Origin of the sequence: Streptomyces sp. NPDC005803 (genome assembly GCF_040630435.1) — a bacterium.
Lineage (GTDB): Bacteria > Actinomycetota > Actinomycetes > Streptomycetales > Streptomycetaceae > Streptomyces.
In genome coordinates, this window is the sequence record NZ_JBEXXO010000009.1 from 75,390 (window position 1) to 99,140 (window position 23,751).

The window sequence follows — 23,751 nt, forward strand, 5'->3', positions numbered from 1 at the left end:
TCCCGCCCCGGGGCGCCGTCTCACGACGGCGCCCCGGGGCCCGGCACCACCAGGAACCCGACCCCGAAGGAGAACCCCCCGTGCCGATCAACACCTCCCCGAGCGTGTCCACCGACGAGACCCTGCTGGACCTGTACAAGCTGGTGGTCGAGATGGCCGACCGCATCTCGGTGCGCCGCGGCAAGGCGAACGCCTACTTCCTCGCCGTGCAGACCACTCTGGCGACGGTCGCCGCCGCGCTCCCGGCCACCCCGCTCGCCGCGGTCGCCGAACTCGTCCTCGCTCTGCTGCTGTCCACGCTCTGGTGGCTGCAACTGCGCTCCTACCGTGACCTCAACCGGGCGAAGTTCCGCACCCTCCTCACCCTGGAGACCCACCTCCCGGCGGCCCTCTACACCGACGAACAGGCGGCCCTGCCGCCCCGGTTCCTCGAACTCGGGCGCACCGAACGCCTGGTCCCGTGGGCCTTCGCGGCGCTGCACTGCGTTGTGTTCGCCGCCCAGGCCGCCCAGGGTCTGCCGGGCGTTCCGGGCTGACGGATGCCGCGCTCGTGCGGGCGTCAGATCGCTGCCGGGTGTACCCCGTGGGCCCCGGCCCACGGGGTCACCGCGTTCGTCACCGGGCGCGGGGGCGGCCGGCGCCGGTCCGGCTGTCCGCCCGCACGCTGCGGAGCGAGGGGGTGCCGGTCACCGTGCGCAGGGCGAGGAGGCCGGGCTCGCGGGGACGCCGGTCACCTGGAAGGGACGTCGAAGGCGGCGTCGGAGGGTGGCAGGGCCCGGACCAGCGCTTCGACCGCCGCCCCGTACGCGTGTTCCGCCGGCGTCGAGTACCCGATGACCAGGCCGTCCCCGGCCGACGTCGCGGCCCGCGGGTGCCGGAACGCGGCGAGGCCGTCCAGCGCGATCCCCTGCCAGGACGCGGCCTTGACCACCGACGCCTCCGTGCCGGGCGGCAGCCGAAGGACCGCGTGCAGTCCCGCCGCGATGCCGGTGGCGGTGATGTGCGGAGCCCGTTCGGCGAGGGTGGTGACGAGCTGGTCGCGGCGGCGCCGGTAGCGCTGCCGCATCCGGCGGATGTGACGGTCGTACTGCCCGGAGGCGATGAAGTCGGCGAGCGTGAGCTGGTCGAGGATGCTCGCCCACGCCTCCCGCTCGCCCTTGGCGGCGAGCACCCCGTCGACGAGGGGCTCGGGCAGCACCATCCAGCCGATGCGCACCGCCGGGGACAGGCTCTTGCTGACCGAGCCGAGGTAGACGACCCGTTCGGGGTCCAGGCCCTGCACGGCGCCGACGGGCTCACGGTCGTAGCGGAACTCCCCGTCGTAGTCGTCCTCGATGACCAGGCCGCCGCTGGTGCGGGCCCAGTCGACGACCGCGGCGCGCCGGGCCGGGTGCAGCGGACCGCCGGTGGGGAACTGGTGCGCGGGCGTGAGCAGTACGCCGCGTACCCGGGGCCCCTCGGTCAACTGCCCGATCATGGCTCCCTGTTCGTCCAGATCCAGCGGCACCGTCCGGACGCCGGAGCCCTCCAGGATCTCGCGGTGGAAGCCGAGCCCGTACGACTCCACACCGAACGGGCCGCGCAGCACCCCGCCGCCCGCGCCGCGCGAGCCGTCGAACAGCAGCCGCAGCGCGTGCGCGAAGCCGGAGCACACCACGATCCGCTCGGGGGCGACGCGCACCCCGCGGGCGCGGGCCAGATAGTCGGTGAGCGCGCGGCGCAGCTCGATGCGGCCGCGCGGATCGCCGGGCCCGAAGGCATCGTCGGGAGCGGCGCCCCACGCGCGGCGTGCGGCCGCGAGCCAGGCCGTACGGGGAAAGGAAGCGGCCTCCGGAGCTCCCTGGCGCAGGTTGTACGCGGGGGCGGCGGGCCTGGCCGGAGCGGGTTTCGGCTGCCGGGTGCGCCTGGGCGGCGCGGCGCGTTCCGCCACCCAGGTCCCGGAGCCCTGGCGCGCGGTCAGCCAGCCCTCGGCGACCAGTTCGGCGTAGGCGTCGGCGACCGTGTTGCGGGCCAGGCCCAGGTCGGCGGCGAGGGAGCGGTAGGGAGGCAGACGGGTGCCCGGTGCGAGCCGCTCCTCGCGCACGGCGTCCCGCAGCGCGCGGATGAGGACGGCGCGGCGGCTGCCGGGGTCGGACAGGTCCACGTGCAGGTCACTGCCAACGCGCTCGGCCAGATTGACCCATGATTCCGGCATGGAAGTGCACCTTACCCGAGGTCTTTCAGCACCCTAGATTCGTGGTCATGACGAACAACGCGCACACCACCGCCCCCGCTCACCACCACGCTCCCCGCATCAACTTCGCCAAGGCCGCTCCCAAGGCCTTCAAGGCCCTCATCGGCTTCGACGCCGCCGCCCGCGAGGGCCTCGACCCGGCCCTGGTCGAGCTGATCCAGATCCGCGCCTCGCTCCTCAACGGATGCGCCTACTGCCTCCACATGCACACCTCCGACGCCCGCAAGGCCGGCGAGGACGAGGCCCGGCTGCACATGATCGGCGTCTGGCGCGAGGCCCGTAACTTCTTCACGGAGAAGGAGCAGGCCGCCCTCGCCCTGACCGAGGCCGTCACCCTCGTCTCCCAGGGCGGCGGCGTCCCCGACGACGTCTACGCCCGGGCGGCCCAGCAGTTCGACGAGTCGGAACTGGCCCACGTCCTCGCCCTGGTCTTCACCATCAACACCTGGAACCGCATCGCCCTGAGCACCGGGAAGACCGCGGGCGAGGACGAGAGGGCGGCCCGCTGATGGCGCCCCCGGGAACAGCGGCGGCCCCGCGCCCGGCGCCCACGGCCCTCGCACGGCGCGGGAGGACGAGCGCCGCGCCCCTCACACGGCGCGGGAGGACGAGCGCCGCGCCCCTCGCCCTCCTCGCCTTCGCCCAGCTGATCATCTCCGTCGACTACAACATCGTGTACGTGGCGCTGCCCCGGATCGGCAGCGGGCTGGGGTTCTCCGCGCAGCACCTGCAATGGGTGATCAGCGCGTACGCCGTCGCCTTCGGCGGCTTCCTGCTCCTCGGCGGCCGCGCCTGCGACCTGTTCGGCCCGCGCCGCATGTTCGTGCTCGGGCTGGGCCTGTACGGCGTCTCGTCGCTGGCGGGGGGCCTCGCCACAGGGCCCGGCCCGCTGATCGCGGCCCGCGCCGTGCAGGGCGTCGGCGGCGCGTTCCTCTTCCCGGCCACACTCACCCTCATCGGCACGCTCTTCGCACAGGGGCGCGAGCGCCGGCGTGCCTACTCGGTGTGGGGCGCGGCGGGCGGCAGCGGACTCGTCGTGGGCGCGTTGCTCGGGGGCGTACTGACCCAACTCCTCGGCTGGCGCTCGGTGCTGTACGTCAATGTGCCGCCGGCTCTGATCGCGGGCGTGGCGGCCTTCCGCCTCATGGCCCCGGACACCGCCCGGCGGGCGGGCCGCCGGATCGACCTGCCCGGCGCCCTGACCTCCACGCTAGGGTTCACGGCTCTGGTCGTCGCCCTGGTCCAGGGCCCGGACTCGGGCTGGCTGTCGCCGACGGTCGTGCTCTCCGCGGCGGGGGGCGGGACCCTGCTGGCCGCCTTCGTCGTCATCGAGGCCCGCACCCACGACCCCCTGATGCCCCTGCGGCTGCTCCGCGGCCGCGGCCTGCGCACCGGCATGGCCGTGACGTTCCTCTTCATGGCGACGATCGGCAGCCTCGCCTACTTCCTCACCGTCTACTTCCAGAGCGTGCTCGGCTACGACGCCCTGCACACCGGCCTCGCCTACCTCGTCCCGATGCTGGCGATCACCGCGGGCTCGCTCCTCGCGGGCCGGATCAGCGCCCGGCTCGGCACCCGCACCGCGATGACCGGCGCCCTGGCATCGGGCGCGGCGGGCACGGCGATGGTGGCTCTGGCGATGTCGGCCGACGGCTCCTACGCCGCCCTGGTCCCCGGCTTCCTGATCCTCGGCCTCGGCCAGGGAGCGGGTTACACCCTGATGTTCGGTGCGGCGTCGGCCGGCATCGCGGGCCACGAGCAGGGCATCGCCTCGGGCATGGCGTCCACGGCCCAGCAGGTGGGCGGCGCGGTGGGCCTGGCGGTGCTGGTCGGCGTCGCGGGCCTCGGCGAGCACACGTCGGCGGCAGCCACGGTGGACGGCACGCGCACCGCCCTCTTCGTGGCGACCGCGGGCATCGCCCTGACCGCCGCGGTGGCCCTCGGCTTCCCCCGCAAGGCCGGCCGATGACACGACATGCGGTGGCGGCCGGCTCCCGCGGGGAATTGCGCGCGGGAGCCGGCCGCCACCGCACGGGTGCGGGCGGGCCCGGTTCAGTGCCGGGTGCCGCTTTCCCGGTGATCAGCGGATTGCGGAGCCGAGCGGGTGGCTGTCGCTGTGTCGGGGTGGATGGTGAAGACCCGGTCCAGGCCGACGATGCGCAGGATCCGGGCGGTGTTGGCGGGGACCGCGGCCAGCGCTATGTCGGCGCCTCTCTCCGCGGTCAGGTTGCGTGCCACCAGCAGGGCGGTGATGCCGCTGGAGTCGCAGAATTTCAGGTCGGCCAGATCCAGGACCAGCAGTTGCCCACGTGTCTGGGTGAGGCTGTCCACGACTCTGCGAAGTTCGGGTGCCGTCGCGTGATCGAGGTCACCGGCGATCTCCAGTACGGTACCGGTGGCCGAGGCGTGGGCGGTGATGGTCAGCCGGCTCATGTCAGTTCTTCACTCGGGGTGGGAATCGTGGCGGGCACGCCGAAGGCGAGCAGCGCGGTGTCGTCGTCGAGTCCGTCGCCGAACCCGGCGAGCAGACCGGTCAGGGCGCTGATCAGGGCCTGGGGTCCTTCGGCGGGCTGTTCGGCGGCGAAGGCGCGCAGGGCGTCGTCGCCGTAGAGCTCACCCTTGGCCCCGGTGCGGGCCTCGGTCAACCCGTCGGTGTAGAGCAGCAGGGTGTCGCCGGGGAGCAGCTGGGTGCGGGTGGCCGTGAACTCCGCCTGGGGCAGGACGCCGATGAGCATGCCGCCGGGGGTGGGCAGGTACTGGGCGGTGCTGTCGGCGCGCTGGATCAGCGCGGAGGGGTGGCCGCCGGAGGCCAGGTGAACGCCGACGTGGCCGCTGCCGGGTTGCAGGACGCCGAAGACGGCGGTGCAGTAGCGGGCGTCGCCGCTCCGGTACCGCTCGTGCAGCACGGTGTTCAGGGTGGTCAGCACGGCGACGGGGTCCGGGTCGTGCAGGGCGGCCGCTCGCAGCGTGTACCGGGTGAGGGAGGTGACGGCGGCGGCCTGGGGCCCTTTGCCGCACACGTCACCGAGGAAGAACGCCCACCGGTCCGCACCGAGGGGGAACAGGTCGTAGAAGTCTCCGCCGAGCAGATCCGGAGAGGCGGTGTGGTAGTAGGCGTCCGCCTCCAGGCCCGGAACGTTGGGCAACTCGGCGGGGATCAGGCTCTGTTGGAGGACGGCGAGAGCTTCCTGGAGCCGCTGGCGGTCCGCCTCGGCCTGCCGGCGCGCTTCGTCGGCCGCCTGGCGCGCGCGCAGCAGCTCGGTCTCGTAGGCGCGTCGGTCACGGGCGTCGAAGACGGTGGTGCGGACGAGCATCGGCTCGCCGTCCTCGCTGGTCTTCACCTTCGAGGTGACGAGCACCGGCATCCGTTGCCCGTCGGCCGTCTTGATGTCCAGGGCGATGCCGCCGACCTCGCCCTTCATCTGCAACAGCGGGGCATAGTGCGTCTCGTGGTAGAGCTTGCCGCCCACCGTGAGCAGGTCGGTGAACCGCATCCGTCCCGCGACCTCCTGCCGGGGCAGGCCGAGCCATTCCAGCAGAGTGGTGTTGACCTTCGCGATGGTGCCGTCCATCAGAGTCGACAGGTAGCCGCACGGGGCCTGCTCGTACAGCTCGTCCGCGCTGTCCTCCAGCAGATCGGTGAACGCCACACTCATGGCGTCCGGGCCCTGCCCGTGCTCGCGCTCCCGGTCCGGGTCCTCATCGGTACGGCACATCATCGGGCCAGTTCTATGAATTCGATGATCGCCTCAGCGGTGGCCTGCGGTGCGCTCAGCTGCGGGCAGTGCCCCGTCGCGTCCAGGGTGACCAGGCGGCTGCCGGCGATCGCGGCGTGGACGTAGGCGCCGACCTCGCGGGGGGCGATCACGTCCTGCCTGCATTCCAGCACCAGCGTCGGCACGGCGACACTCTTGAGGTCGTTGCGGCTGTCGGACAGGAAGGTCGTACGGGCGAAGACCCGGGCCATGTCAGGGTCGGTCGCGCAGAAGGACGCCGCCAGTTCCTCGCCCAGTTCCGGCCGGTCATCATTACCCATGATCACCGGGCCCATCGCCGCCGACCAGCCCAGGTAGTTCGACTCCAGCGACTCCAGCAACTCACCGATGTCGTCCGCGCTGAACCCGCCCCGGTACCCGTCTTCGTCGATGTAGCGAGGCGACGGAGCCACCATCACCAGCTGGGAGATCCGTCGGGGCGCCTGGGCCGCCGCGAGAACCCCGACCACGGCGCTGACCGAGTGCCCCACGAAGATCACTTCCCGGAGATCGAGCTCCTCGCAGACCTCCACCACGTCCAGGGCGTAGCCGTCCAGTGAGCTGTAGCGCTGCTCACTCCACGCGGAAAGGTCCGAGCGGCCGGAGCCCACGTAATCGAAGAGCACCAGTCGGAACTTCTCAGCCAGCATGGGGACCACCAGGCGCCACATGTTCTGGTCGCAGCCGAACCCGTGCGCCAGCATGAGGACCGGCCCGTCCTCCCGGCCGGTGACCGTGACGTTGTTCCTGCGACGGATGTCCGTGCTCGCCGGTTTCCCGTCGACCGTGGCGGACGCGCCGAAGCGGCCGGTGCGGACCGCATCGGCGCCCGAGCCCGGAGCGGGGGCGCCGGGCCGGCTGTTGGAGGAGTGATCGTCCGTAGGCGTGGGGTTCATACAGAGCCTTCCTCGATAAGACACGCTCAGGCGATTTCGCCGCCGGGGAGACGTGCCGGTCCGCGGGAACGAGCCGATTGGATTGCGATTCTTTTCCGGCCCGCGGTGAAGCGGATACGAATGAATGCATAAAATAGAGAAACTGACGCGAAAGGGAAATCGGCCTCACTTCAGGGGGAGCGAAATTTCCGCATATCATCCCCGGGGCGAGGCGTCAGGCGTCAGGCGTCAGGCGTCAGGCGTCAGGCGGGAACGATGTTCTCGGCCATGGGGCCCTTCGGGCCGGACGCGATGTCGAAGGTGACCTTCTGACCTTCGAGCAGCTCACGGAAGCCCTGGGCGGCGATGTTCGAGAAGTGGGCGAACACGTCGGCGCCGCCCCCCTCCTGCTCGATGAAGCCGAAACCCTTTGCCGCGTTGAACCACTTCACAGTGCCGGACGCCATGTCATATCTCCTCTGGGGCAGTACGCCGGGACCCGCTGGCACGGATGCCGAGTCGCCGGGATGACGCCCGTCCGGAATGACCGGAAATACAAAAGCGCTCCCGACGGCTGAAGTGCCGCTGGAGGCGCTTGAAATATGGGAACCAAGACCGCAACTAACAACGACAGTAGCATGTCATAGTGGCCGGTGTGTGCTATGCAAATCCATTCTGCTTGGTGCGGTAAGAACACTCCGAGCGCGGTGCGGTAAACCCTCATTTCGCGGCCGTAGCTATCGGTCCACCCGGAGGGCAACGTTTCGGTGCGGGTGGCCGCTGTTCGCGAACGCGGCAGCGGCGCCATGATCCTCACGCTTCCTGGCCGGGCGTGACGACCCACGCGCCACTCGCCGCCCGACGGGCGCGGGTCCCCCGGGACCCGCCCGCCCCGCCTCAGCCCGTGGGCGGCGAGTCCGCCGACGCGGCGGCGCGACGGTATTCGGCGTTGATGCGCTGTGCCTCTTCGAGCTGGTCCTCAAGGATGACGATGCGGCAGGCGGCCTCGATGGGGGTCCCCTGGTCGACTATTTCCCGGGCGCGGGCGGCGATGCGCAGCTGGTAGCGGGAGTAGCGGCGGTGGCCGCCCGCGGAGCGCAGCGGGGTGATGAGGCGGGCTTCACCGAGGGCACGGAGGAAGCCCTGGGTCGTGCCGAGCATCTCGGCGGCCCGGCCCATCGTGTAGGCGGGGTAGTCGTCGTCATCGAGACGGCCGAACGAATCATCTGCTGTCATTGCACCTCTTCCATGGCACGCGTGGAGGGGCCCTGGCGCCGTTCGCGCCAGGGCCCCGAAGGAACTGCTACACCATCTGCCGACATGAGTACCGCGTCGGCCTTCTGTGTCCGCGGACCCGACCTGAAGACGGCCGGAACTGCGGGGATCGCGGTTGCTTGACCGGAGACCACCTCACTATCGATGTCCTGCGGTACCCGAGCTCTGTCATTCCGCCCGGGCGATCCTGATGGCGCTCAACTCCTCCGCTCTTCCCTCTTGAGCAACTTCTTACCGAACGGAGTACTGCGTACTGCTGGTGGCCTCACCCAGCGCCACCCTTCTCCCGGCACGCGCGTCCGCAGCCGACGCCTTTACCGAGGTACCGCTCCTACGTGAACTGCGGTCCTGCTCATGGCGGCCCCTGATCACCGCGGGCCACCCGGTCCGGTCGTCAGCCCCGTCGCCGTCCTGCGACAACCCTGGCTTCGAAGCTCCACCACCGCACCGTCCTGCACACTGCAACTGCGGGTACTTCTGCCCGGCAGTTCATCCCTGCCGGGCCTTGCTCGATCTCGGCTACGAGAGAAACCATAGCCACCACAGCACCCAATGCCTACTACCGCCGCCATAGATTTCCCTGCGCCGACCAGAGAGATAGTCGCTCCGTACCGTCGGCCGCGGGTGGACGGCGGCCCGCCCCCGCCAGGACACGCGCTCCGAGCGGCTCTGTGCACCGCCCCGACACGGCGCACACCGGCCGAGGGGCCCGTACCGGGCGGCCCGAAGCGTGTACGCGAGGCCGGCGCCGCCCCGTCTTCGCAGGCAACCGAGGGGCTGGCCGCCTGCTCGGCTCTCGGACGGGTATACGGGACCGAGTGAAACCTCTCTCCTCCCTGAAAACCCGGACGCCGGACTCCCCGCCCACGCTCAAGAAGGCCCTGACCACGTCACTGCTGTACTTCTTCATCCTGGGAGACGTCCTCGGAGCGGGCGTATACGTGTTGGTGGGCCAGGTCGCCGCCGAGTCCGGCGGTGCCGTGTGGGCACCCCTGCTCGCGGCTCTGTGCCTGGCTCTGCTGACAGCCGCCTCCTACGCGGAGCTGGTCACCAAATATCCGCGCGCGGGTGGCGCTTCGCATTACGCCACCCTGGCGTACGGGCCCTTCCTCGGGTTCCTCGCCGGGTTCTGCATGCTCGCCGCCGGCGTCGTGTCGGTGGCCGCCCTCGCTCGCGGTTTCGGCGGCGACTACCTGTCCGAGTTCGTCACGCTCCCCGTGGTGCTGGTGACGATCCTCTTCCTCACCGCCCTGGCGCTGCTGAACGCGCGCGGCATCAGGGAGTCGACCCGGGCCAACGTCGTCGCCACGGTCATCGAGGTCAGCGGGCTGCTCCTGGTGATCGGACTCGGCGCCTGGGTCGTGCTGCGCGGTGACGGAGACACGGCACGGCTCACCGACCTGGGCACCTCGCACGAGGGCCCCGTGGCAGCGCTGCTGAGCGGCGCGGTGCTCGCCTACTACTCCTTCGTCGGCTTCGAGACCTCCGTCAACGTGGCCGAGGAGACCCGCGACCCCCGTCGCTCGTACCCCCGGGCGCTCTTCGGCGCACTGATCACCGCCGGCGCGGTGTACGTGCTGGTCGGCATGGCCGCGTCGGCGGCGGTACCGACGGGCAAGCTGACGGAGTCCAGCGGGCCGCTCCTCGAAGTCGTCCGGGCGGCGGGAGGGGTCCCCACAGAGCTCTTCAGCGCCATCGCCCTGGTGGCCGTCGCGAACGGAGCCCTGCTGACGGGCATCATGTCCTCCCGGCTCGCCTACGGCATGGCACGGGACGGTCTCCTGCCCCGCTTCCTGACCAGGGTCCTTCCCGGCCGGCGCACCCCGTGGGCCGCCATCGCCACGACCACGGCGCTCTCGCTGCTCCTCGCGCTGACCGGAGACGTGTCCACCCTCGCCTCCACGTTGGTCCTCCTGCTTCTGGTGGTCTTCTTCCTGGTCAACACCGCGCTTCTCGTCCTGCGCCGCGACGCGGCCCCTCGGGAGCACTTCCGGGCGCCGACCCTCGTCCCGGTCCTGGGAGCGCTGTCCTGCGTCGTGCTCGCCACCCAGATCGAACGCGAGGTCTGGCTACGGGGTCTGCTCGTCCTGGCCGTCGGCGCGGTGCTGGGCGCCATCGCCGCGGTACGGTCGCGGCGGACCTCGTGACCGGCCGGTCGGGCACCAGGCCGTGCCGCCGTCCCGAATGGCCCACGGGACGCCACCACCCGGATTCGGCTCCTCCGTTTGGGGAACAGGTATGTCCTCCCCCACCGGATCAGGAGGCACAGCATGGCGCATGACGAACAGCCCGCACGGAACCCCGTGACCAAGCACCCGCAACCCGACTTTCCGCAGCAGGAGCAGTCCGTTCCCGGCTGGACCGGAGCGATGGACCCGCCGCCGGACCACGGCGAGGAGGCCTATCGGGGCCACGGCCTTCTCACCGACCGGAAGGCTCTGGTGACCGGTGGGGATTCCGGCATCGGACGTGCCGTGGCGCTGGCTTACGCGCGGGAGGGCGCCGATGTGCTCTTCAGCCACCTCGAGTCCGAGGAGGAGGACGCACGCGAAACGGTCCGGCTCGTCGAGGACGCGGGACGCCGGGCCGTACCGGTCGTCTGCGACATCCGTGACGAGGATCAGTGCCGGGGTCTCGTCGAACGCGCGGTCGCGGAGTTCGGCCGCATCGACATCCTCGTCAACAATGCCGCGTACCAGATGTCCCAGCCCGACGGCATCAGCGCCATCTCCACCGAGCAGTTCGACCGGGTGGTCCGGACGAATCTCTACGGCATGTTCTGGCTGTCGAAGATGAGTCTGCCCCACATGCCCAAGGGTGGGTGCATCATCAACTCCGCCTCGGTCCAGGCGTACAAGCCGAGCCCGCACCTGCTGGACTACGCCATGACCAAGGGCGCGATCGTCACGTTCACCCAGGGCCTGGCGCAGATGGTGGCACCGGACGGCATCCGGGTCAACGCGGTGGCGCCCGGCCCCGTCTGGACCCCTCTGATCCCCGCGACCATGCCCGACACGGTGGAGTTCGGCAAACAGTCCCCCCTGGGACGACCTGCCCAGCCTGCGGAGATGGCTCCTTGCTATGTCTTCCTGGCCTCGCCGCAAGCGAGTTACATCACCGCCGAGGTCCTCAACGCCACGGGCGGCACCCCCCTGCCGTAACGTCCGCCGGCCGGCCCCGCCCAGGCTGGTCACCGGATCGGTCCCGAGCACCGGGGAGCCCTGCCGATGTCAGCGTTTCGGCAATCGGTGCAGCGTGACCTCGTCCAGCACCCCGTCCGTGACGACGAGGGTCATGTAGGTGCAGTGGGGCTGCCGTCTGCGGTCCGTCGGTGACCCCGGGTTGAGGAGCCGCAGGCCGCCCGGCGCCTCCGTGTCCCAGGGAATATGGCTGTGGCCGAAGACCAGGACGTCCAGATCGGGAAAGCGGTCGGCGCACCGGGCCTCTCTCCCCCGCGCGCTCCCGGTCTCGTGGACGACGCCGAACCGCAGGCCGCCCAGCTTCGCGCGGGCCACCTCGGGCAGCCGCTCCCTCAGCTCGGGGCCGTCGTTGTTGCCGAACACGCCGATCAGCCGCCGCGCCCGCTCCTCCAGCAGGTCGAGCGTGGCGGTGTCGACCCAGTCCCCGGCATGGATCACGACGTCGGCCGCCTCCGCCGCCCGCAGGAGTTCTGCGGGGAGGCGCTTGGCTCGTACCGGCAGGTGAGTGTCGGAGACGAGGAGCAACCGCGAGGAAGGACCCGCCGGCGCGTGCTTGATCATGGGAGCGATGTACCCCACGCTGTCCGATTCGACGCATCCGTGGTCCACCACGGGCAGACGGCGTGAACGGCCTGAGGCGGGATCGAGGAGCCGCCGAGGGACAGGTACGGCCGCCCCCCCCCTCGCATGGTCAGGCCGCTCCCGGTCGCTCTCGGGTGGGAACGCCTCGTCGAGGGGCCCCGGCCGTGCGCGGCCGGGGCCCCTCCATGCGGTGCGTGTCGGTCAGCGGGTGGAGGCACCCACGCCGTGCACCGCTCGCTCACATGCCTGCGGACCGCACTTCCTCACGGTCGCCGTACACCGAAGAGATCAGCGCTGCAGAGTGAGGACACCCGGCCGCCACGGCAGTTGGTTGTAGTCACCTCCCGCGGCGGGGGACTTGCCCTGGTAGAGGAACTGCAGGTTGCAGGGGTCGATGGTCATGGTCTGGTCGGGGTTGTTCCGGACCAGGTCACCGTGGCTGATGTCGTTGGTCCAGCCGGCACCGCTGTTGGCCTTGCCCGCGAAGGGGTTGCTCTCGGAGGTGGCCTGCGGGGTCCACGAGCCGCTCAGGCTGGAGGCCGTGAAGGAACGGAAGTAGCGCCCGTTCGCGCCCATCGCCTCGACGATCATGAGGTACTGGTTCTGGCCCTGCACCTTGTAGACCTGTACGGCCTCGAACAGATTGGCCTTCGTGTCGCTCATGACCGTCGTGGACGACGAGCCGAAGTTGCCCGGGAAGTTCCCGATCGGCATGCTCGCCCGGTAGATCTTGCCGTTGTCGCCGGCGAAGAACAGGTACATGTTCTGGCCGTCGGCGATCAGGGTCTGGTCGATCGGTCCGGTGTCGGAGCCGGAGATGCTCCCGGTGAACAGTGGCTGCGGAGAGGACCAGCCATTGGGGTTGGTGGGGTCACTCGACGTGCGGTAGATGAAGGCCGACGCACCCCACTGGTAGGCCAGCACCCAGATGCTCTTGGGCGCGAAGTAGAACAGGGTGGGCGCCACCGCGGCCTGGCTCATCCCGGTCTGGCCGGTCGACGCCATGTCCGACCAGTTCGTGAAGGGACTGAACATCATCGAGCCGTACGACGATCCCGACACGTTCGACGCGTAGACCAGGTGCTTGCCGTTGTAGGTCACGGTGGTGAAGTCCTTCACCGCGGCCCACCCGTTCGCAGGCTGCGCCAGCACACCCGTCGACGCCCACCGGTAGGTCGACGGAAGAGCACACGTGCCGCCCGTCGGCGGCGTTCCGGTCAGACCGGTCCACTTCTGGTTGCTGCCGCCGTTGCACGTCCAGAGCTGAACCGCCGTGCCGTTGGCCGTAGCGGTGCCCGTAGCCTCCAGGCACAGCCCGGACTCCACGCCGACGACCGTGCCGTCGGAGTTCATCCGCCACTGCTGGTTCGTGCCGCCGGAACAGCTCCAGATCTGCACCCGGGTGCCGGCCGTGGTGGCGTGGCCCGGAACATCCAGGCACTTGTTTCCGTACACCGTCAACTGGTTGGCGTCCGTCAACGTCCACTGCTGGTTGGTCCCGTCCCAGCAGTCGTAGATCTGGAGGGACGTGCCGTCGGTCTGGCCGGCGCCCGCCACATCGAGACACCGGCCCGAACCGACTCCGCGCAAGGCGCCACTGGTGGCCGCCTGAGCCGGGGTGGCGACGAGCATGGCCGCCAACGCGGCCAGGGCCGCGACCGCGGCGGCGAGCACCGCGGACAGATGCCTGCGGGAGAGACTTCCTCTATGCATGGGAACTTCCCAAACCTTGAGTGAGCGATTCCGGTGGACCTCGTCAGAGGTCGTCCGGACTGTCGGTGCAGTGCGGCTTGTTGCGGTCCGTGAGCACCACGGCTGACCACTCGTGACGTCACGAATGGGACGACGGGGCGCGTTCCAGGGCCTTGCGACCGAGGCCGGCGCGCAACGACGAAAACCGACTTGATGGGTGCATGACATATACACACCCCCCACGCCTTGTGGCCCGGAAGATGGGTGCAACCGGGGACGTCCTGCCGTACGGGGGAGCTACCCCGAGACGTTCGGTATATCGAACGCCAGTCGAAGTATCGAGCAACTTGAATGATAGGGAGCCGATGAACGACGTCAACCCCTCTCGCATGTATCGCCATAAGCGTCGAAATATTTCGCAGACCCCCTACGGGGAAAAGCGCACGTCACCCCGTCAAGTGTCCTGCGGTAGACATCGCTTGACGACGGAACGGCGCGATTTCACGGGCGACGCCGACACCTGGCCGACCATGTCCCCCGGCATCCTTGAGCGCCGATTCCCGAATGACGTCAGAAATTTCGACCCCTCGGCCTGCTGTTCAGGTGATCGGTCGAAGGACGACTACTCCGTCTCCGCCGGCCCTTGGCGACCACCTTGCCGACGGCCGGGACGGGCCGGGCCGCGAACGACAGCCTCGCCCCTGGATGCGGACGCCGGCTCCCAGGTGGCCCGCCGCCTGCCTGCACCGTCGGCCGAGCGGCGCGAAACCTGCGTCGGAAGGGGAACACCGGAGTGGTTCCCGGCGCGCCGTCCCGCACGGCGTCCGGTCCGCGAGTGCGGCACCGGATTCACGGAGCGGCACGAGCCGTGAATTGAAGTCCACATTGGGGACATGTGGAGAGAACCGCACCATGTTTAGGAAACGTTAAGTAAATTATGTTGTGCGCCGGCAACGAGAGGCTACGTGGGCCATTGACGGGCACCAGAGATTCCGCCACCTTCATGGCGTCAAGCATTTCCACTCCAGCGCGAAAGCAGGAATGCCCGTGAGAAGAAATCAACGCTTCGCCATGTCCGCCCTGACTGCTGCAGCCGTCTTCTCAGCAGTATTCGCTTTCCCGGCGACTGAATCCGCGCAAGCGTTCCCCGCGACCCCCAAGCAGACGGTGGTGAACTATCTGCGCTCCATCTCCGGCACCAGCATCGTCTCCGGGCAGCACAACAAGGAGCCCGCTTCGGCTCCCGGGCAGTACACGCAGCAGGTCAAGGACGTCACCGGGCAGTACCCGGGCCTGTGGGGCGGCGACCTGATGTTCGCCGCCCCGGACGTGGCCGATCGCCAACGGGTGGTGGACCAGGCGAAGACCGAGTGGGCCAACGGGTCGCTGGTGGCACTGACCTGGCATGTCTGTCCGCCCACCGGAGGAAGCAGCTGCGCGTTCGAGGGCGGCGTGAAGTCGAACATGTCCGACGCGCAGTTCTCCCAGATCCTCACCGACGGCAGCACGCTGAACAAGGCGTGGAAGCAGCGTCTCGACGAGGCCGTTCCCTACCTGCAACAGCTGAAGAACGCCGGAGTCCCCGTTCTCTTCCGCCCGTTCCACGAGATGAACGAATCGTGGAACTGGTGGGGAAACCGGCCGGGTGCGAACGGAAGTGCACGGCTCTTCCAGATCACGCGTGACTACCTCGCGGGAACGAAGGGGCTGGACAATCTCATCTGGGTGTGGAACGTGCAGGACAACCCAGCCGGCGGGTGGAGCAATTACTACCCGGGAAATCAGTACGCCGATGTCGTGTCACTGGACGTCTGGTACAAGAGTCACCCGAGTTCCGCCGATTACCAGCAAATGAGGAACATCGCCGGAACAAAGCCCATGGCCATCGGGGAGATCGGCAAGATGCCGACCGCCGCGCTGCTGCAGAGCCAGCCGCAATGGGCGTGGTTCATGATGTGGTCCGAGCATCTGCGCGGGAACAACACCAACGCCGAGATCCAGGCGGCGTACTTCCACCCCCGCGTCCTGAACCAGGGCGAGGTCCACCTGCCCTGAGGGCCCCTGCCGCCATGACCCCGGCGGACGCGCGGCTTCCGGAATCCGGGTCGGGCCGGAGGAGACCGGCGGCTGTTCGTCCCCGTCCTGACGGCAAGCGGTCGGGTGTGGTCACAGCCATCCGGACAGCCCGTCGAGGAAACCCACCGGATCGTCGCGGTGGACGGTGTGCCCCGCACCGTCCACCGTCCGCGTGTCATAGCCCCGGCGCCGCAGGGTCACCGCCGAGGCCGGTGAGATCCGCTCGCTGGGGTCGGCGAGCAGCACCAGAGAGGGTGCGACCGAAGCGGCGGGGAGGCCGGGCAGATGCACCAGGGCGGACACCGAACTCGGGTCCCAGGTCGCCAGGGCTCGATGCTCGGCGGTGATGTCGTCGTCGTGCCAGCGCGGGTGCGCGGCCCGCAACTCCTGCCAGGTGGCGTGCTTCCCGGCACGCAGGGCGGCCAGGTCCCGGGGCCGGCTCACCCACGCGGGGTCGCAGTGGACGGCGCGGGCACAGCGCAATCGGGGCATGGCGAGCAGCAGTGCGGCCGAGCCGAGTGAGTGGCTGATGGCGAGGTCGGGGGCCGGAGGCAGCGTTTCGAGCAGGTCTGCGGCCATGAGGTCGGGAGTGTAGGTCTCGCCGTGGTCACTTGCGCCGTGGCCGCGCAGGTCGACGGCGACGACCCGGTAGCCGTGGTCGGCGACGGCGGGTGCGACGCGGTTCCAGGTGCGTGAGTCCGTCATGATGCCGTGTACCAGCACGGCTGTGCGGCGGCCGTTCCCCCACGCTCTGGTGGCGAGCCTCATGAGGCGGCTCGCCGCACGAAGGTGCCCGCGCTCCGGCTCGGCGGATCGCTGGTCGCCGGGGGCGGCGCGGCGGTGGCGGGAGTACCGACCGGTGGGAGGGCGGCCAGGGCTCCTCGGCGGTACCGGGGCATGGCGCACCTGCCTTTCGACGCGAGGGGACGGGTGGAAGGGAAACGGCAGAAGGGCGGCCCGCTCCGGAGTGCCGCCTCCGGCCCGGGACGCCGCCGCGGCCGTCGCCGTCAGTCGGCGGGTTCGCGCGGGGGTGCGCTGCTGCCGCGGGGCACCAGCACGGGGGGCGCCGCCGGGCCGGACGACAGGTCGCGGCGGTGGACGACGTCGAACAGCCGACGGGTGACGTCGGCGCCGAAGCCGAACACGTCATGGCTCATGGCGGAGAGGGTCGGGTGCGTGAGCTGGCACAACTGGGAGTCGTCCCAGGCGATCAGGCTCACGTCCCTCGGTACGCTCAAGCCCATCTCGGCGGCCACGGACAGGCCCGCGACCGCCATGATGTCGTTGTCGTAGACGATGGCCGTGGGGCGGCGGGGTGAGGCCAGCAGTGATCGCGTCGCCCGGGCTCCCTGCTCGCCCGAATAGTCGGTGGTGACGCTACGGGCCGGCTCCAGCCCGAGTTCCGCCACGATCGTGTTCAGCGCGGCGGTCCGGATGATGGTGTGGCCGAGTGACGGATGGCCGCCCACCCGGGCGATCCGTCTGTGCCCGAGGGCGGCGAGGTAGCGCACCGCCTCGTGCACGGCAGCCTCGTCATCGGTCCACACCGATGTGAACCCGCCGGTCAGGGACGGGTGGCCGACCGCGACGGCCGGCAGCCCGATCGCCGCCAGTTCGGTGACCCGGGGGTCGTTCTGCTGGATGTCGACCAGGATGGAACCGGCGATCCGGCGCGACTGCCACCACTCGCGGTGGACGGCTATCTCCTGGACGGCATCGCGCACCAGGTGCAGGAGCAGGGAGCACCGGCGCTCCTCCAGGACGGACTCGACCCCGGAGATGAACTCCATGTAGAAGGGTTCGAGCCCCAACTGCCGCGCCGGCCGGGCGATGACCAGACCGACGGTGTCCGCGGCTCCGGTCGCGGATCCGGACAGCTTGATCGCGTTCTGGCTCGGCACCCAGCCCAGCTCGGTGACCGCCGCCATGATGCGCGCACGCGTGGCTTCCGAGACACCGGGCCGGTTGTTGAACGCCAGGGACACCGCCCCTCGGGACACCCCGGCCCGGGCGGCCACATCATTGATGGTGACGCGCCCGGACCGGCGTACAGGGGCCTCACTCACGGCCGGACGCACCGTTGACGCAGAACAGTGCGCCGTCCGCGGCCTCCGCGCTGGGCTGCTCCCAGCCGGTGACCCGCCAGGTGAAGCTCTCGCCGGGCAGCAGGGTGACCCGTCCGTGGTCGGCGCGGGCGTCCGGGGCCAGCCGGTCGGCCTGGAGCACCAGGTCCCGTACGAGGCCGGCGGCGGTGACCGTGACCACCACGCCACGCTCTCCGTCCTCGCTCACCCGGACGTCGTAGGAGGCGGCCGGGTAGGCGAACTCCCGGTCCGCGCGGGCGAAGTGCACCGCGCGCGAGCCGTCCGCGTCAGCTACCAGGAACTCCCGGTGCGCGTCGCCGAACTCGGTGACCGAACGGGGCAGCGCCTGAAGAGCCACGCTGCGTGCTGCGGCCTTGAGCGTGACCTCGGCGCTCGCCAGCACGGTTCCGTCCGCGCCGACGCGACGGACCGTGACGGTGGTGTCCCAGGTGACGGCACTCTGGTTGCAGCCCGCGATCATCAGGGCGCCGTCCCGGTCCTGGACCGTCAGCAGCCGGTCGGCGTACAGGCGGCGCATCTCGAAGTACAGCGGCTTGAGCCGGGCGTCACCGTCGATCGCCGCCCAGGAGGTCACCGGCCAGCAGTCGTTGAGCTGCCACAGCACCGTACCGGCACACCGGGGCCAGTGGGAGCGCCAGTGCTCCACCCCGGTGGCGACCGCGCGCGCCTGGTTCAGTTGGGTCAGGTAGTGCCAGGTGTCGAAGTCGGCCGGCGGGGCGAAGTGGTGGCCGAGCCCACGGTTCAGCTTGCCGTTGCCGTCCTCCGCCTTCTGGTGGTGCAGCATGCCGGGGGAATCGGCGGTCAGCGGCCGTTCGGACAGCGCGCGTTCCAGGGTGGCGTGGGCCGGCGGGGCCTGCCAGCCGAACTCCGCGACGAAGCGGGGCACCGTGGTGAGGTAGTCGCTGTAGTCGCGGCGGTTCCACACCTCCCACGAGTGTGCGGTGCCGTGGTCGGGGTCGTTCGGAGCGTGGTTCCACGACCCGGACCAGGGGCTGCCCGCCCAGTAGGGCCGTGTCGGGTCCGTCTGCGCCACGATGCGGGGCAGCAGACCCAGGTAGTACCCCTCCCCCCAGGACTCTCCGGCGAGTTCCCGCTCCCACTCCCAGTCGGCGAATCCCCACAGGTTCTCGTTGTTGCCGTTCCACAGCACCAACGACGGGTGGGGCATCAGCCGGGCCACGTTCTCCCGCGCCTCGGCCTCGATCTCGGAGCGCAGCGGCTGCTCCTCCGGGTAGGCGGCGCAGGCGAAGAGGAAGTCCTGCCAGACCATCAGGCCCAGCTCGTCGCAGACGTCGTAGAAGGCCCGGTCCTCGTAGATCCCCCCGCCCCACACGCGTACCAGGTCCACACCCGCTTCGGCGGCCTGGGTGAGACGGGTCCGGTAGCGGTCAGCGGTGACGCGTGTGGGGAAGACGTCGTCGGGTATCCAGTTCACTCCCCGGGCGAAGACCGGGGTGCCGTTGACGACCAGGGTGAAGGCACTTCCGTGCACGTCCTCGGAGGTGTCGAGTGCGATCGTACGGAAGCCGACGCGTCGCTCCCACGCGTCCAGAAGGTGGCCGTCGTTGTCGTCCTCGAGCACGACGGTGCACGCGTAGAGTGCCTGGTCGCCGTAGCCGCGCGGCCACCACAGGGCCACATCCGGAACCCGTACGGTCACCGTCGCGGTCGTGGCTCCGGGCGCGACGGTGATCTCCGAGGAGGCGTCGCCGGCCGTAGCCACCAGACGCAGCGGCCGGTTCTGACCGCTCGTCGTGCGGTCCAGTCCGACGGTGATCTCGACGATGCCGCTCCCGTCGCCGGCGACGGTGACCTGGGGACGGACCTCAGCCAGTCGGGCCGTGGACCACTGCTCGACGCGCGCCTCGCGCCACACGCCGGCCGTCACCAGCGTGGGGCCCCAGTCCCATCCGAACGAACAGGCCATCTTGCGTATGTAGTTGAACGGCTGGGGATAGGAGTTGGGCCGTTGTCCCAGCGCCGTCCGGACCGCCTCGGCCTCGGTGTAGGCGGAGGTGAAGGCGATGTCGAGCGGTGCCGGGCCGTCGGCCAGCAGGCCGGTGACGTCGAACCGGTAGGAACGGTGCATGTTCCGGGTACGCCCCAGCAGCCGGCCGGCGACGTGGACGGCGGCGACCGTGTCCAGCCCGTCGAAGACCAGGTCGGCCCGCTCGAAGGTGCTGTCGCGCCGGGGCAGTTCGGTCGCGTAGGTCCAGTCGGCGCGGCCCACCCACGCCGCCTCCGACTCGTTGCGGTCCAGGTACGGGTCGGCCAGCAGGTCCGCCGCCATCAGGTCGGTGTGGACGCAGCCGGGCACCTGTGCCGGTACGGCGGTTCTGGCCAGCTGCGGGGGCGCGCCTTCGGGGGTGCCGCGGTCGGTGTTCAGGCGCAGCGTCCAGCCCTGGGACAGCGGTGTGCGGACCTTCATGCGTACTCCTTGAGAGGTAGTGCGGGGCGCGGTGGGCGGGCGGGTCACTTGGTGGAGCCGGCCGCGAATCCGCTGTAGATGAAGCGCTGGAGCGCCAGGAAGACGATCAGGGTGGGCACGATCACCACGATCGTGCCGGCGGAGATGGTCTCCCAATGGGCGCCGAAGGGGCCTTTGAACCGGAACAGGGCGGTGGAGATGGTGCCGAGTTCAGGGTCCGGCATGTAGAGGAAGGGCACGTAGAAGTCGTTGTAGATCGCGATGCCCTTGACGATGACGACCGTGGCGATGGCCGGTCGCAGCATCGGGAGGATGATCTTCCGGTAGATCGTCCAGGAGTTGGCGCCGTCGATGCGCGCGGCCTCGTCCAGGGAGACGGGGATGGACCGGATGAACTGCAGGAAGATGTAGATCGAGACGATGTCGGTGCCGGTGTACAGCAGGATCGGCGCCCACCGGCTGTTGAAGGCCCCGAGATCGTCGATCACCTGGAACGTCGCGACCTGTGTGGTCACGCTGGGCACCAGCGTCGCCAGCAGGAAGAGGCCCATCACCAGCTTCTTGAGGCGGAACTGGAAGCGGTCGATGGCATAGGCGGTCATCGAGCCGATCAGCACCGTCCCCGCGGTGGAGACCACGAGGATCAGCGTCGTGTTGCCGAACGCCCGCAGCATCGCCCCCTGCTCGATGGCGGTCGCGTAGTTGGCGAAGTTGAACCAGTCGCCGGGCAGCGCCAGCGGCCCGGTGTTCGCCACCTCCGACTCGGTCTTGAGCGAGGTCAGCAGAACGACGACGAGAGGAACGAGGACCACGGCCGAAGCCAGGAGCAGGGAAAGGTACGTGAGGACGCCGGGAAGACCGGCCGGGCCGGGGCGGCCGCCGCGGACCGTGCGCCGGGGCGGGGCGGACATGTCGGTGGTCACGAGAGCTCCACCCTCTCCTCGGGAAACAGCCGGCGCTGGACCCAGGTGATCAGCAGGATCAGGATCAGCAGGACGACGGCCGACGCCGAGGCCAGGCCGACCTTGTCGAACTGGAAGGCCAGCTTGACCGTCTGGATGACGAACGTCTCCGTTCCGTTGGCGCCCCCGGTCATGATGTAGGGGATCTCGAAGACGGCCAGGGAACCGGAAACGGCGAGTATGAAACTCAGGCTGATGATCGGCTTGATGCTGGGCGCGATGATGTGGCGGAACTGCTGCCAGCGGTTCGCCCCGTCCAGCTCCGCAGCCTCGTACAGGTGCGGCGGAATGGACTGGATCGCACCGAGGAACAGCACCATGTTCAGGCCCATGAAGCGCCACACCGACACCCCCGCGAGCGAGGGGTTGGCCAGGTCCGGATCGCCGAGCCACAGGTGCTTGTCCTGTGCCCCGACCAGGCGCAGCAGCGTGTCGAGGGTGCCGTCGGGCTGGAAGAAGTACAGGAACACGAAGGCGACGGCCACCCCGTTGATCAGGTAGGGAAAGAACAGCAGGCCCTTGAACAGGTTGCGGAACCGGGTGTTGAAGCTGAGGATCGTGGCGAAGTACAGGGCCAGCGCGATCTGGAGGAACGACGCCGCCAGGTAGAACCCGCTGACGAGGAACACCTCGAACCGCGCGGGCTGTGTCACCAGGTCGGTGTAGTTCTCCCCGCCCACGGAGGAGCGCGTGGGGCTGATGCCGTCCCAGTCGGTGAAGCTGTAACCGATCATGTCGGCCACCGGCAGGAACGTGAACATCAGCAGCAGCGCCAGGGGCGCGGCCAGGAAGAGCCAGGGGGTCAGGGCCGCGGTGCGGCGCCGCCTGCCGGCGCGTGGCCGGCCGGGTGCGTACTGCGGCGGCGGTGCGCTTCGCCGGCCGGCGGCCGGCCCCCCGGCACGGGTCGTGTGGGCAACGGTCATCTCATGGTTCCTCGTCGTGGGTTCCCTGTCGGGCGGATTCCGGGGCGGCGGCACGGCGAGCAGTGCGCGCGTGGCCCTGCCCGGGCGGGGAGGCGCACGCCTGTCCTGGTCGGGGTCTCACCGTGCCGCGCGGGGTCAGCCGCCGAGGGTCTGCTGAGCCTCGGCCCACTTGCCGTTCAGCTCGCCGAAGTAGCTGTCCATGTCCCCGTCGGCCGCGCCCCGGGCGACGTCGACCAGCTTCTGCCGGTAGCCCTGTGCGGTGATGCCGATCTCGGACGCTTTGTCGATCTTGTTGACGTCGACGATGCGCTCCTGGTCCTGAGGAATCATCATGACATCGTTGTCGGAGAACGCCTTGAGCGTGTCCGGCAGCGGAGCGCCCTTGACCGAGGAGATGGACCCTTCACCGGCGGCCTGGCCCGACTTGGTGATGTACCAGTCGATCCACGCCCGGGCCGCCTCCTTGTTGTCGGAGTGCGCGTTGACCGCGTACTGGTAGTCGGGGCGCAGCACGGAGCAGTACGCCCCGTCGTGCTGGGCCGGGAACGGCATGAACGCGATGTCGTCGGGGTTCTTCCCGGCGGCCTCCGCGCCCGCCCGCATCTGGGAGATCGCCCAGGACCCCAGCCACATCGTCGCGACCTTGCCGGCTCCGATCTGCGCCTTCGAGTCTTCCCAGTTGGTCGTGGTCGGGTCGGGCTCGGCCAGCTTCTTCTCGACGATCGTGTAGAGGAGCTTGTCGATCGCGTACAGGTCCGATCCGCTGCTCCAGGGCTCCTTGGTCTTCGCCAGGGAGTCGTAGGCCCCGGAGTCGCAGGAGGGCGACCCGATGGCGTTGGTCCAGTTGGTGAGGGGCCAGCCGTCCTTGTAGTTCGTGTAGTAGGGGACGGCGGCGGTCTTCGCCTTCACCGTCTCCAGGTCCGCGATGAACTCCTCGGGCGTGGCGGGCCAGTCCTTGATGCCGGCCTTCTGCCAGACCGCCTTGTTGTAGACGAACCCGTTCGCCACCCCGATGTTGGCCAGACCGTAGACCTTGCCGTCCACTGTGGCGTGGTCGGTGTAGTCGAACTTGTCCGACAGGGCGATGCTGTTGCCGAGCGGCGCGAAGAAGTGGGGGTACTGCTCGACGGAGAGGGAGTTGGGGATCAGGAGGACGTCACCGTAGTTCTCGGTGTTCATCCGGATCTTGGTCTCGCCCTCGTAGTCGGTCAGGCCCTCGAACTTGACCTTCACGCCCGGGTAGATCTTGTTGAACTCGGCCGCGTACTTCTTCAACGAGCCGTCGGCGATCTGGTCCGTCCTGTTGGTCAGGACCGTGATGCCGCCCGAGACCTTCGCGGGATCGCTCGGTGGAGCCGCGGTCTCGCCACTCGTCGCATCCCCCTGACCGCTACACGCTGTGGCAGCGACCATCGTCACGGCCACCAAGGCCACACACGCTCTGCGCATTTCCTCCACCCCTCACTGCACGACTTCCGGCACCACGCCCGGAGGGATGCCACGTCGACTCCCGCTGTCCCGGCCTGATGAGCGCTCAACCTAGACGTAACGCGGCGGCCATGTCCATAGACCGGTCCACCCCCATTTCCAGCTGATTTAAAGCCCTGATCAGCTCATTTACTAAACCTTGACTAAATCGATCGAA

Annotated in this window: 20 protein-coding genes; 6 read left to right on the forward strand and 14 right to left on the reverse strand. The window is 69.7% G+C overall.

From position 1 onward, the window contains the following. The first annotated feature begins 80 nt into the window (after positions 1-80). Positions 81-536 carry a hypothetical protein gene (locus ABZ454_RS14955; protein ID WP_359538154.1) on the forward strand — a complete coding sequence of 152 codons (456 nt, stop codon included), beginning with the start codon at positions 81-83 and terminating at the stop codon, positions 534-536. 194 nt (positions 537-730) lie between these two features. On the opposite strand, the gene ABZ454_RS14960 is transcribed toward ABZ454_RS14955, so the two are convergent. Continuing rightward, positions 731-2,194: a PLP-dependent aminotransferase family protein gene (locus ABZ454_RS14960; protein WP_359538155.1), complete on the reverse strand. Its 1,464-nt coding sequence runs from the start codon at positions 2,192-2,194 to the stop codon at positions 731-733. Positions 2,195-2,241: 47 nt separating this feature from the next. On the opposite strand from ABZ454_RS14960, the gene ABZ454_RS14965 reads away from it, so the two are divergent. Next, on the forward strand, positions 2,242-2,742 hold the full coding sequence (locus ABZ454_RS14965) for a carboxymuconolactone decarboxylase family protein (protein WP_356318379.1): 501 nt from the start codon (positions 2,242-2,244) through the stop codon (positions 2,740-2,742). Continuing rightward, a complete protein-coding gene (locus ABZ454_RS14970) occupies positions 2,742-4,202 on the forward strand; it encodes an MFS transporter (RefSeq protein WP_359538158.1) in 1,461 nt (486 codons plus the stop codon). The genes ABZ454_RS14965 and ABZ454_RS14970 overlap by 1 nt, the downstream gene beginning before the upstream one ends. An 83-nt stretch (positions 4,203-4,285) precedes the next feature. On the opposite strand, the gene ABZ454_RS14975 is transcribed toward ABZ454_RS14970, so the two are convergent. The 5 genes from ABZ454_RS14975 to ABZ454_RS14995 form a co-directional block, all read right to left on the reverse strand. Continuing rightward, on the reverse strand, positions 4,286-4,666 hold the full coding sequence (locus ABZ454_RS14975; protein ID WP_359538160.1) for an STAS domain-containing protein: 381 nt from the start codon (positions 4,664-4,666) through the stop codon (positions 4,286-4,288). Continuing rightward, positions 4,663-5,949: a SpoIIE family protein phosphatase gene (locus tag ABZ454_RS14980; RefSeq protein ID WP_359538361.1), complete on the reverse strand. Its 1,287-nt coding sequence runs from the start codon at positions 5,947-5,949 to the stop codon at positions 4,663-4,665. Before ABZ454_RS14980 ends, ABZ454_RS14975 begins: the two co-directional genes overlap by 4 nt. Then, positions 5,949-6,692, reverse strand: coding sequence for an alpha/beta hydrolase (locus ABZ454_RS14985; protein WP_359538363.1), 744 nt, complete (start codon positions 6,690-6,692; stop codon positions 5,949-5,951). Before ABZ454_RS14985 ends, ABZ454_RS14980 begins: the two co-directional genes overlap by 1 nt. A gap of 434 nt (positions 6,693-7,126) precedes the next feature. Next, positions 7,127-7,330 carry a cold-shock protein gene (locus tag ABZ454_RS14990; RefSeq protein ID WP_356318370.1) on the reverse strand — a complete coding sequence of 68 codons (204 nt, stop codon included), beginning with the start codon at positions 7,328-7,330 and terminating at the stop codon, positions 7,127-7,129. Between the two features lie 430 nt (positions 7,331-7,760). Beyond that, positions 7,761-8,099, reverse strand: a complete 339-nt coding sequence (locus ABZ454_RS14995) for a MerR family transcriptional regulator (protein ID WP_359538161.1) — start codon at positions 8,097-8,099, stop codon at positions 7,761-7,763. An 857-nt stretch (positions 8,100-8,956) separates the two neighbouring features. Here ABZ454_RS14995 and ABZ454_RS15000 point away from each other — a divergent pair. Together ABZ454_RS15000 and ABZ454_RS15005 are read left to right on the forward strand one after the other, a co-directional pair. Further along, entirely contained in the window at positions 8,957-10,285 is a 1,329-nt protein-coding gene (locus ABZ454_RS15000) for an APC family permease (protein ID WP_356318366.1), read from the forward strand. Positions 10,286-10,408: 123 nt separating this feature from the next. After that, a complete protein-coding gene (locus tag ABZ454_RS15005; RefSeq protein ID WP_359538163.1) occupies positions 10,409-11,299 on the forward strand; it encodes an SDR family oxidoreductase in 891 nt (296 codons plus the stop codon). A gap of 69 nt (positions 11,300-11,368) precedes the next feature. Here ABZ454_RS15005 and ABZ454_RS15010 read toward each other — a convergent pair whose 3' ends face one another. Beyond that, complete coding sequence (locus tag ABZ454_RS15010) at positions 11,369-11,899, reverse strand: metallophosphoesterase (RefSeq protein ID WP_356318361.1); 531 nt, start codon at positions 11,897-11,899, stop codon at positions 11,369-11,371. A gap of 309 nt (positions 11,900-12,208) precedes the next feature. Next, positions 12,209-13,633, reverse strand: coding sequence for a non-reducing end alpha-L-arabinofuranosidase family hydrolase (locus tag ABZ454_RS15015; RefSeq protein WP_356318359.1), 1,425 nt, complete (start codon positions 13,631-13,633; stop codon positions 12,209-12,211). Positions 13,634-14,653: 1,020 nt separating this feature from the next. On the opposite strand from ABZ454_RS15015, the gene ABZ454_RS15020 reads away from it, so the two are divergent. Further along, complete coding sequence (locus ABZ454_RS15020) at positions 14,654-15,667, forward strand: glycosyl hydrolase (protein ID WP_359538364.1); 1,014 nt, start codon at positions 14,654-14,656, stop codon at positions 15,665-15,667. A 111-nt stretch (positions 15,668-15,778) separates the two neighbouring features. Here ABZ454_RS15020 and ABZ454_RS15025 read toward each other — a convergent pair whose 3' ends face one another. The 6 genes from ABZ454_RS15025 to ABZ454_RS15050 all read right to left on the reverse strand — a co-directional run bounded on the left by ABZ454_RS15025 (position 15,779) and on the right by ABZ454_RS15050 (position 23,555). Further along, positions 15,779-16,456 carry an alpha/beta fold hydrolase gene (locus ABZ454_RS15025; protein ID WP_359538164.1) on the reverse strand — a complete coding sequence of 226 codons (678 nt, stop codon included), beginning with the start codon at positions 16,454-16,456 and terminating at the stop codon, positions 15,779-15,781. A gap of 239 nt (positions 16,457-16,695) precedes the next feature. Further along, positions 16,696-17,754 carry a LacI family DNA-binding transcriptional regulator gene (locus ABZ454_RS15030; RefSeq protein WP_359538166.1) on the reverse strand — a complete coding sequence of 353 codons (1,059 nt, stop codon included), beginning with the start codon at positions 17,752-17,754 and terminating at the stop codon, positions 16,696-16,698. Continuing rightward, complete coding sequence (locus tag ABZ454_RS15035) at positions 17,747-20,221, reverse strand: glycoside hydrolase family 2 protein (protein ID WP_359538168.1); 2,475 nt, start codon at positions 20,219-20,221, stop codon at positions 17,747-17,749. The genes ABZ454_RS15030 and ABZ454_RS15035 overlap by 8 nt, the downstream gene beginning before the upstream one ends. 44 nt (positions 20,222-20,265) lie before the next feature. Continuing rightward, a complete protein-coding gene (locus tag ABZ454_RS15040; RefSeq protein ID WP_359538366.1) occupies positions 20,266-21,132 on the reverse strand; it encodes a carbohydrate ABC transporter permease in 867 nt (288 codons plus the stop codon). Positions 21,133-21,140: 8 nt separating this feature from the next. Further along, complete coding sequence (locus ABZ454_RS15045; protein ID WP_359538169.1) at positions 21,141-22,106, reverse strand: sugar ABC transporter permease; 966 nt, start codon at positions 22,104-22,106, stop codon at positions 21,141-21,143. 135 nt (positions 22,107-22,241) lie between these two features. Beyond that, entirely contained in the window at positions 22,242-23,555 is a 1,314-nt protein-coding gene (locus ABZ454_RS15050) for an ABC transporter substrate-binding protein (protein ID WP_359538170.1), read from the reverse strand. Between the last annotated feature and the right edge of the window lie 196 nt (positions 23,556-23,751).

Bases quoted from the DNA above. Each gene is read 5' to 3' on its own strand.
- ABZ454_RS14960 (WP_359538155.1), bottom strand. From the start codon at position 2,194: ATGCCGGAATCATGGGTCAATCTGGCCGAGCGCGTTGGCAGTGACCTG.
- ABZ454_RS14965 (WP_356318379.1), top strand. From the start codon at position 2,242: ATGACGAACAACGCGCACACCACCGCCCCCGCTCACCACCACGCTCCC.
- ABZ454_RS14970 (WP_359538158.1), top strand. From the start codon at position 2,742: ATGGCGCCCCCGGGAACAGCGGCGGCCCCGCGCCCGGCGCCCACGGCC.
- ABZ454_RS14975 (WP_359538160.1), bottom strand. From the start codon at position 4,666: ATGAGCCGGCTGACCATCACCGCCCACGCCTCGGCCACCGGTACCGTA.
- ABZ454_RS14980 (WP_359538361.1), bottom strand. From the start codon at position 5,949: ATGTGCCGTACCGATGAGGACCCGGACCGGGAGCGCGAGCACGGGCAG.
- ABZ454_RS14985 (WP_359538363.1), bottom strand. From the start codon at position 6,692: ATGCTGGCGCACGGGTTCGGCTGCGACCAGAACATGTGGCGCCTGGTG.
- ABZ454_RS14990 (WP_356318370.1), bottom strand. From the start codon at position 7,330: ATGGCGTCCGGCACTGTGAAGTGGTTCAACGCGGCAAAGGGTTTCGGC.
- ABZ454_RS14995 (WP_359538161.1), bottom strand. From the start codon at position 8,099: ATGACAGCAGATGATTCGTTCGGCCGTCTCGATGACGACGACTACCCC.
- ABZ454_RS15005 (WP_359538163.1), top strand. From the start codon at position 10,409: ATGGCGCATGACGAACAGCCCGCACGGAACCCCGTGACCAAGCACCCG.
- ABZ454_RS15010 (WP_356318361.1), bottom strand. From the start codon at position 11,899: ATGATCAAGCACGCGCCGGCGGGTCCTTCCTCGCGGTTGCTCCTCGTC.
- ABZ454_RS15015 (WP_356318359.1), bottom strand. From the start codon at position 13,633: ATGCATAGAGGAAGTCTCTCCCGCAGGCATCTGTCCGCGGTGCTCGCC.
- ABZ454_RS15020 (WP_359538364.1), top strand. From the start codon at position 14,654: ATGCCCGTGAGAAGAAATCAACGCTTCGCCATGTCCGCCCTGACTGCT.
- ABZ454_RS15025 (WP_359538164.1), bottom strand. From the start codon at position 16,456: ATGAGGCTCGCCACCAGAGCGTGGGGGAACGGCCGCCGCACAGCCGTG.
- ABZ454_RS15035 (WP_359538168.1), bottom strand. From the start codon at position 20,221: ATGAAGGTCCGCACACCGCTGTCCCAGGGCTGGACGCTGCGCCTGAAC.
- ABZ454_RS15040 (WP_359538366.1), bottom strand. From the start codon at position 21,132: ATGTCCGCCCCGCCCCGGCGCACGGTCCGCGGCGGCCGCCCCGGCCCG.
- ABZ454_RS15045 (WP_359538169.1), bottom strand. From the start codon at position 22,106: ATGACCGTTGCCCACACGACCCGTGCCGGGGGGCCGGCCGCCGGCCGG.
- ABZ454_RS15050 (WP_359538170.1), bottom strand. From the start codon at position 23,555: ATGCGCAGAGCGTGTGTGGCCTTGGTGGCCGTGACGATGGTCGCTGCC.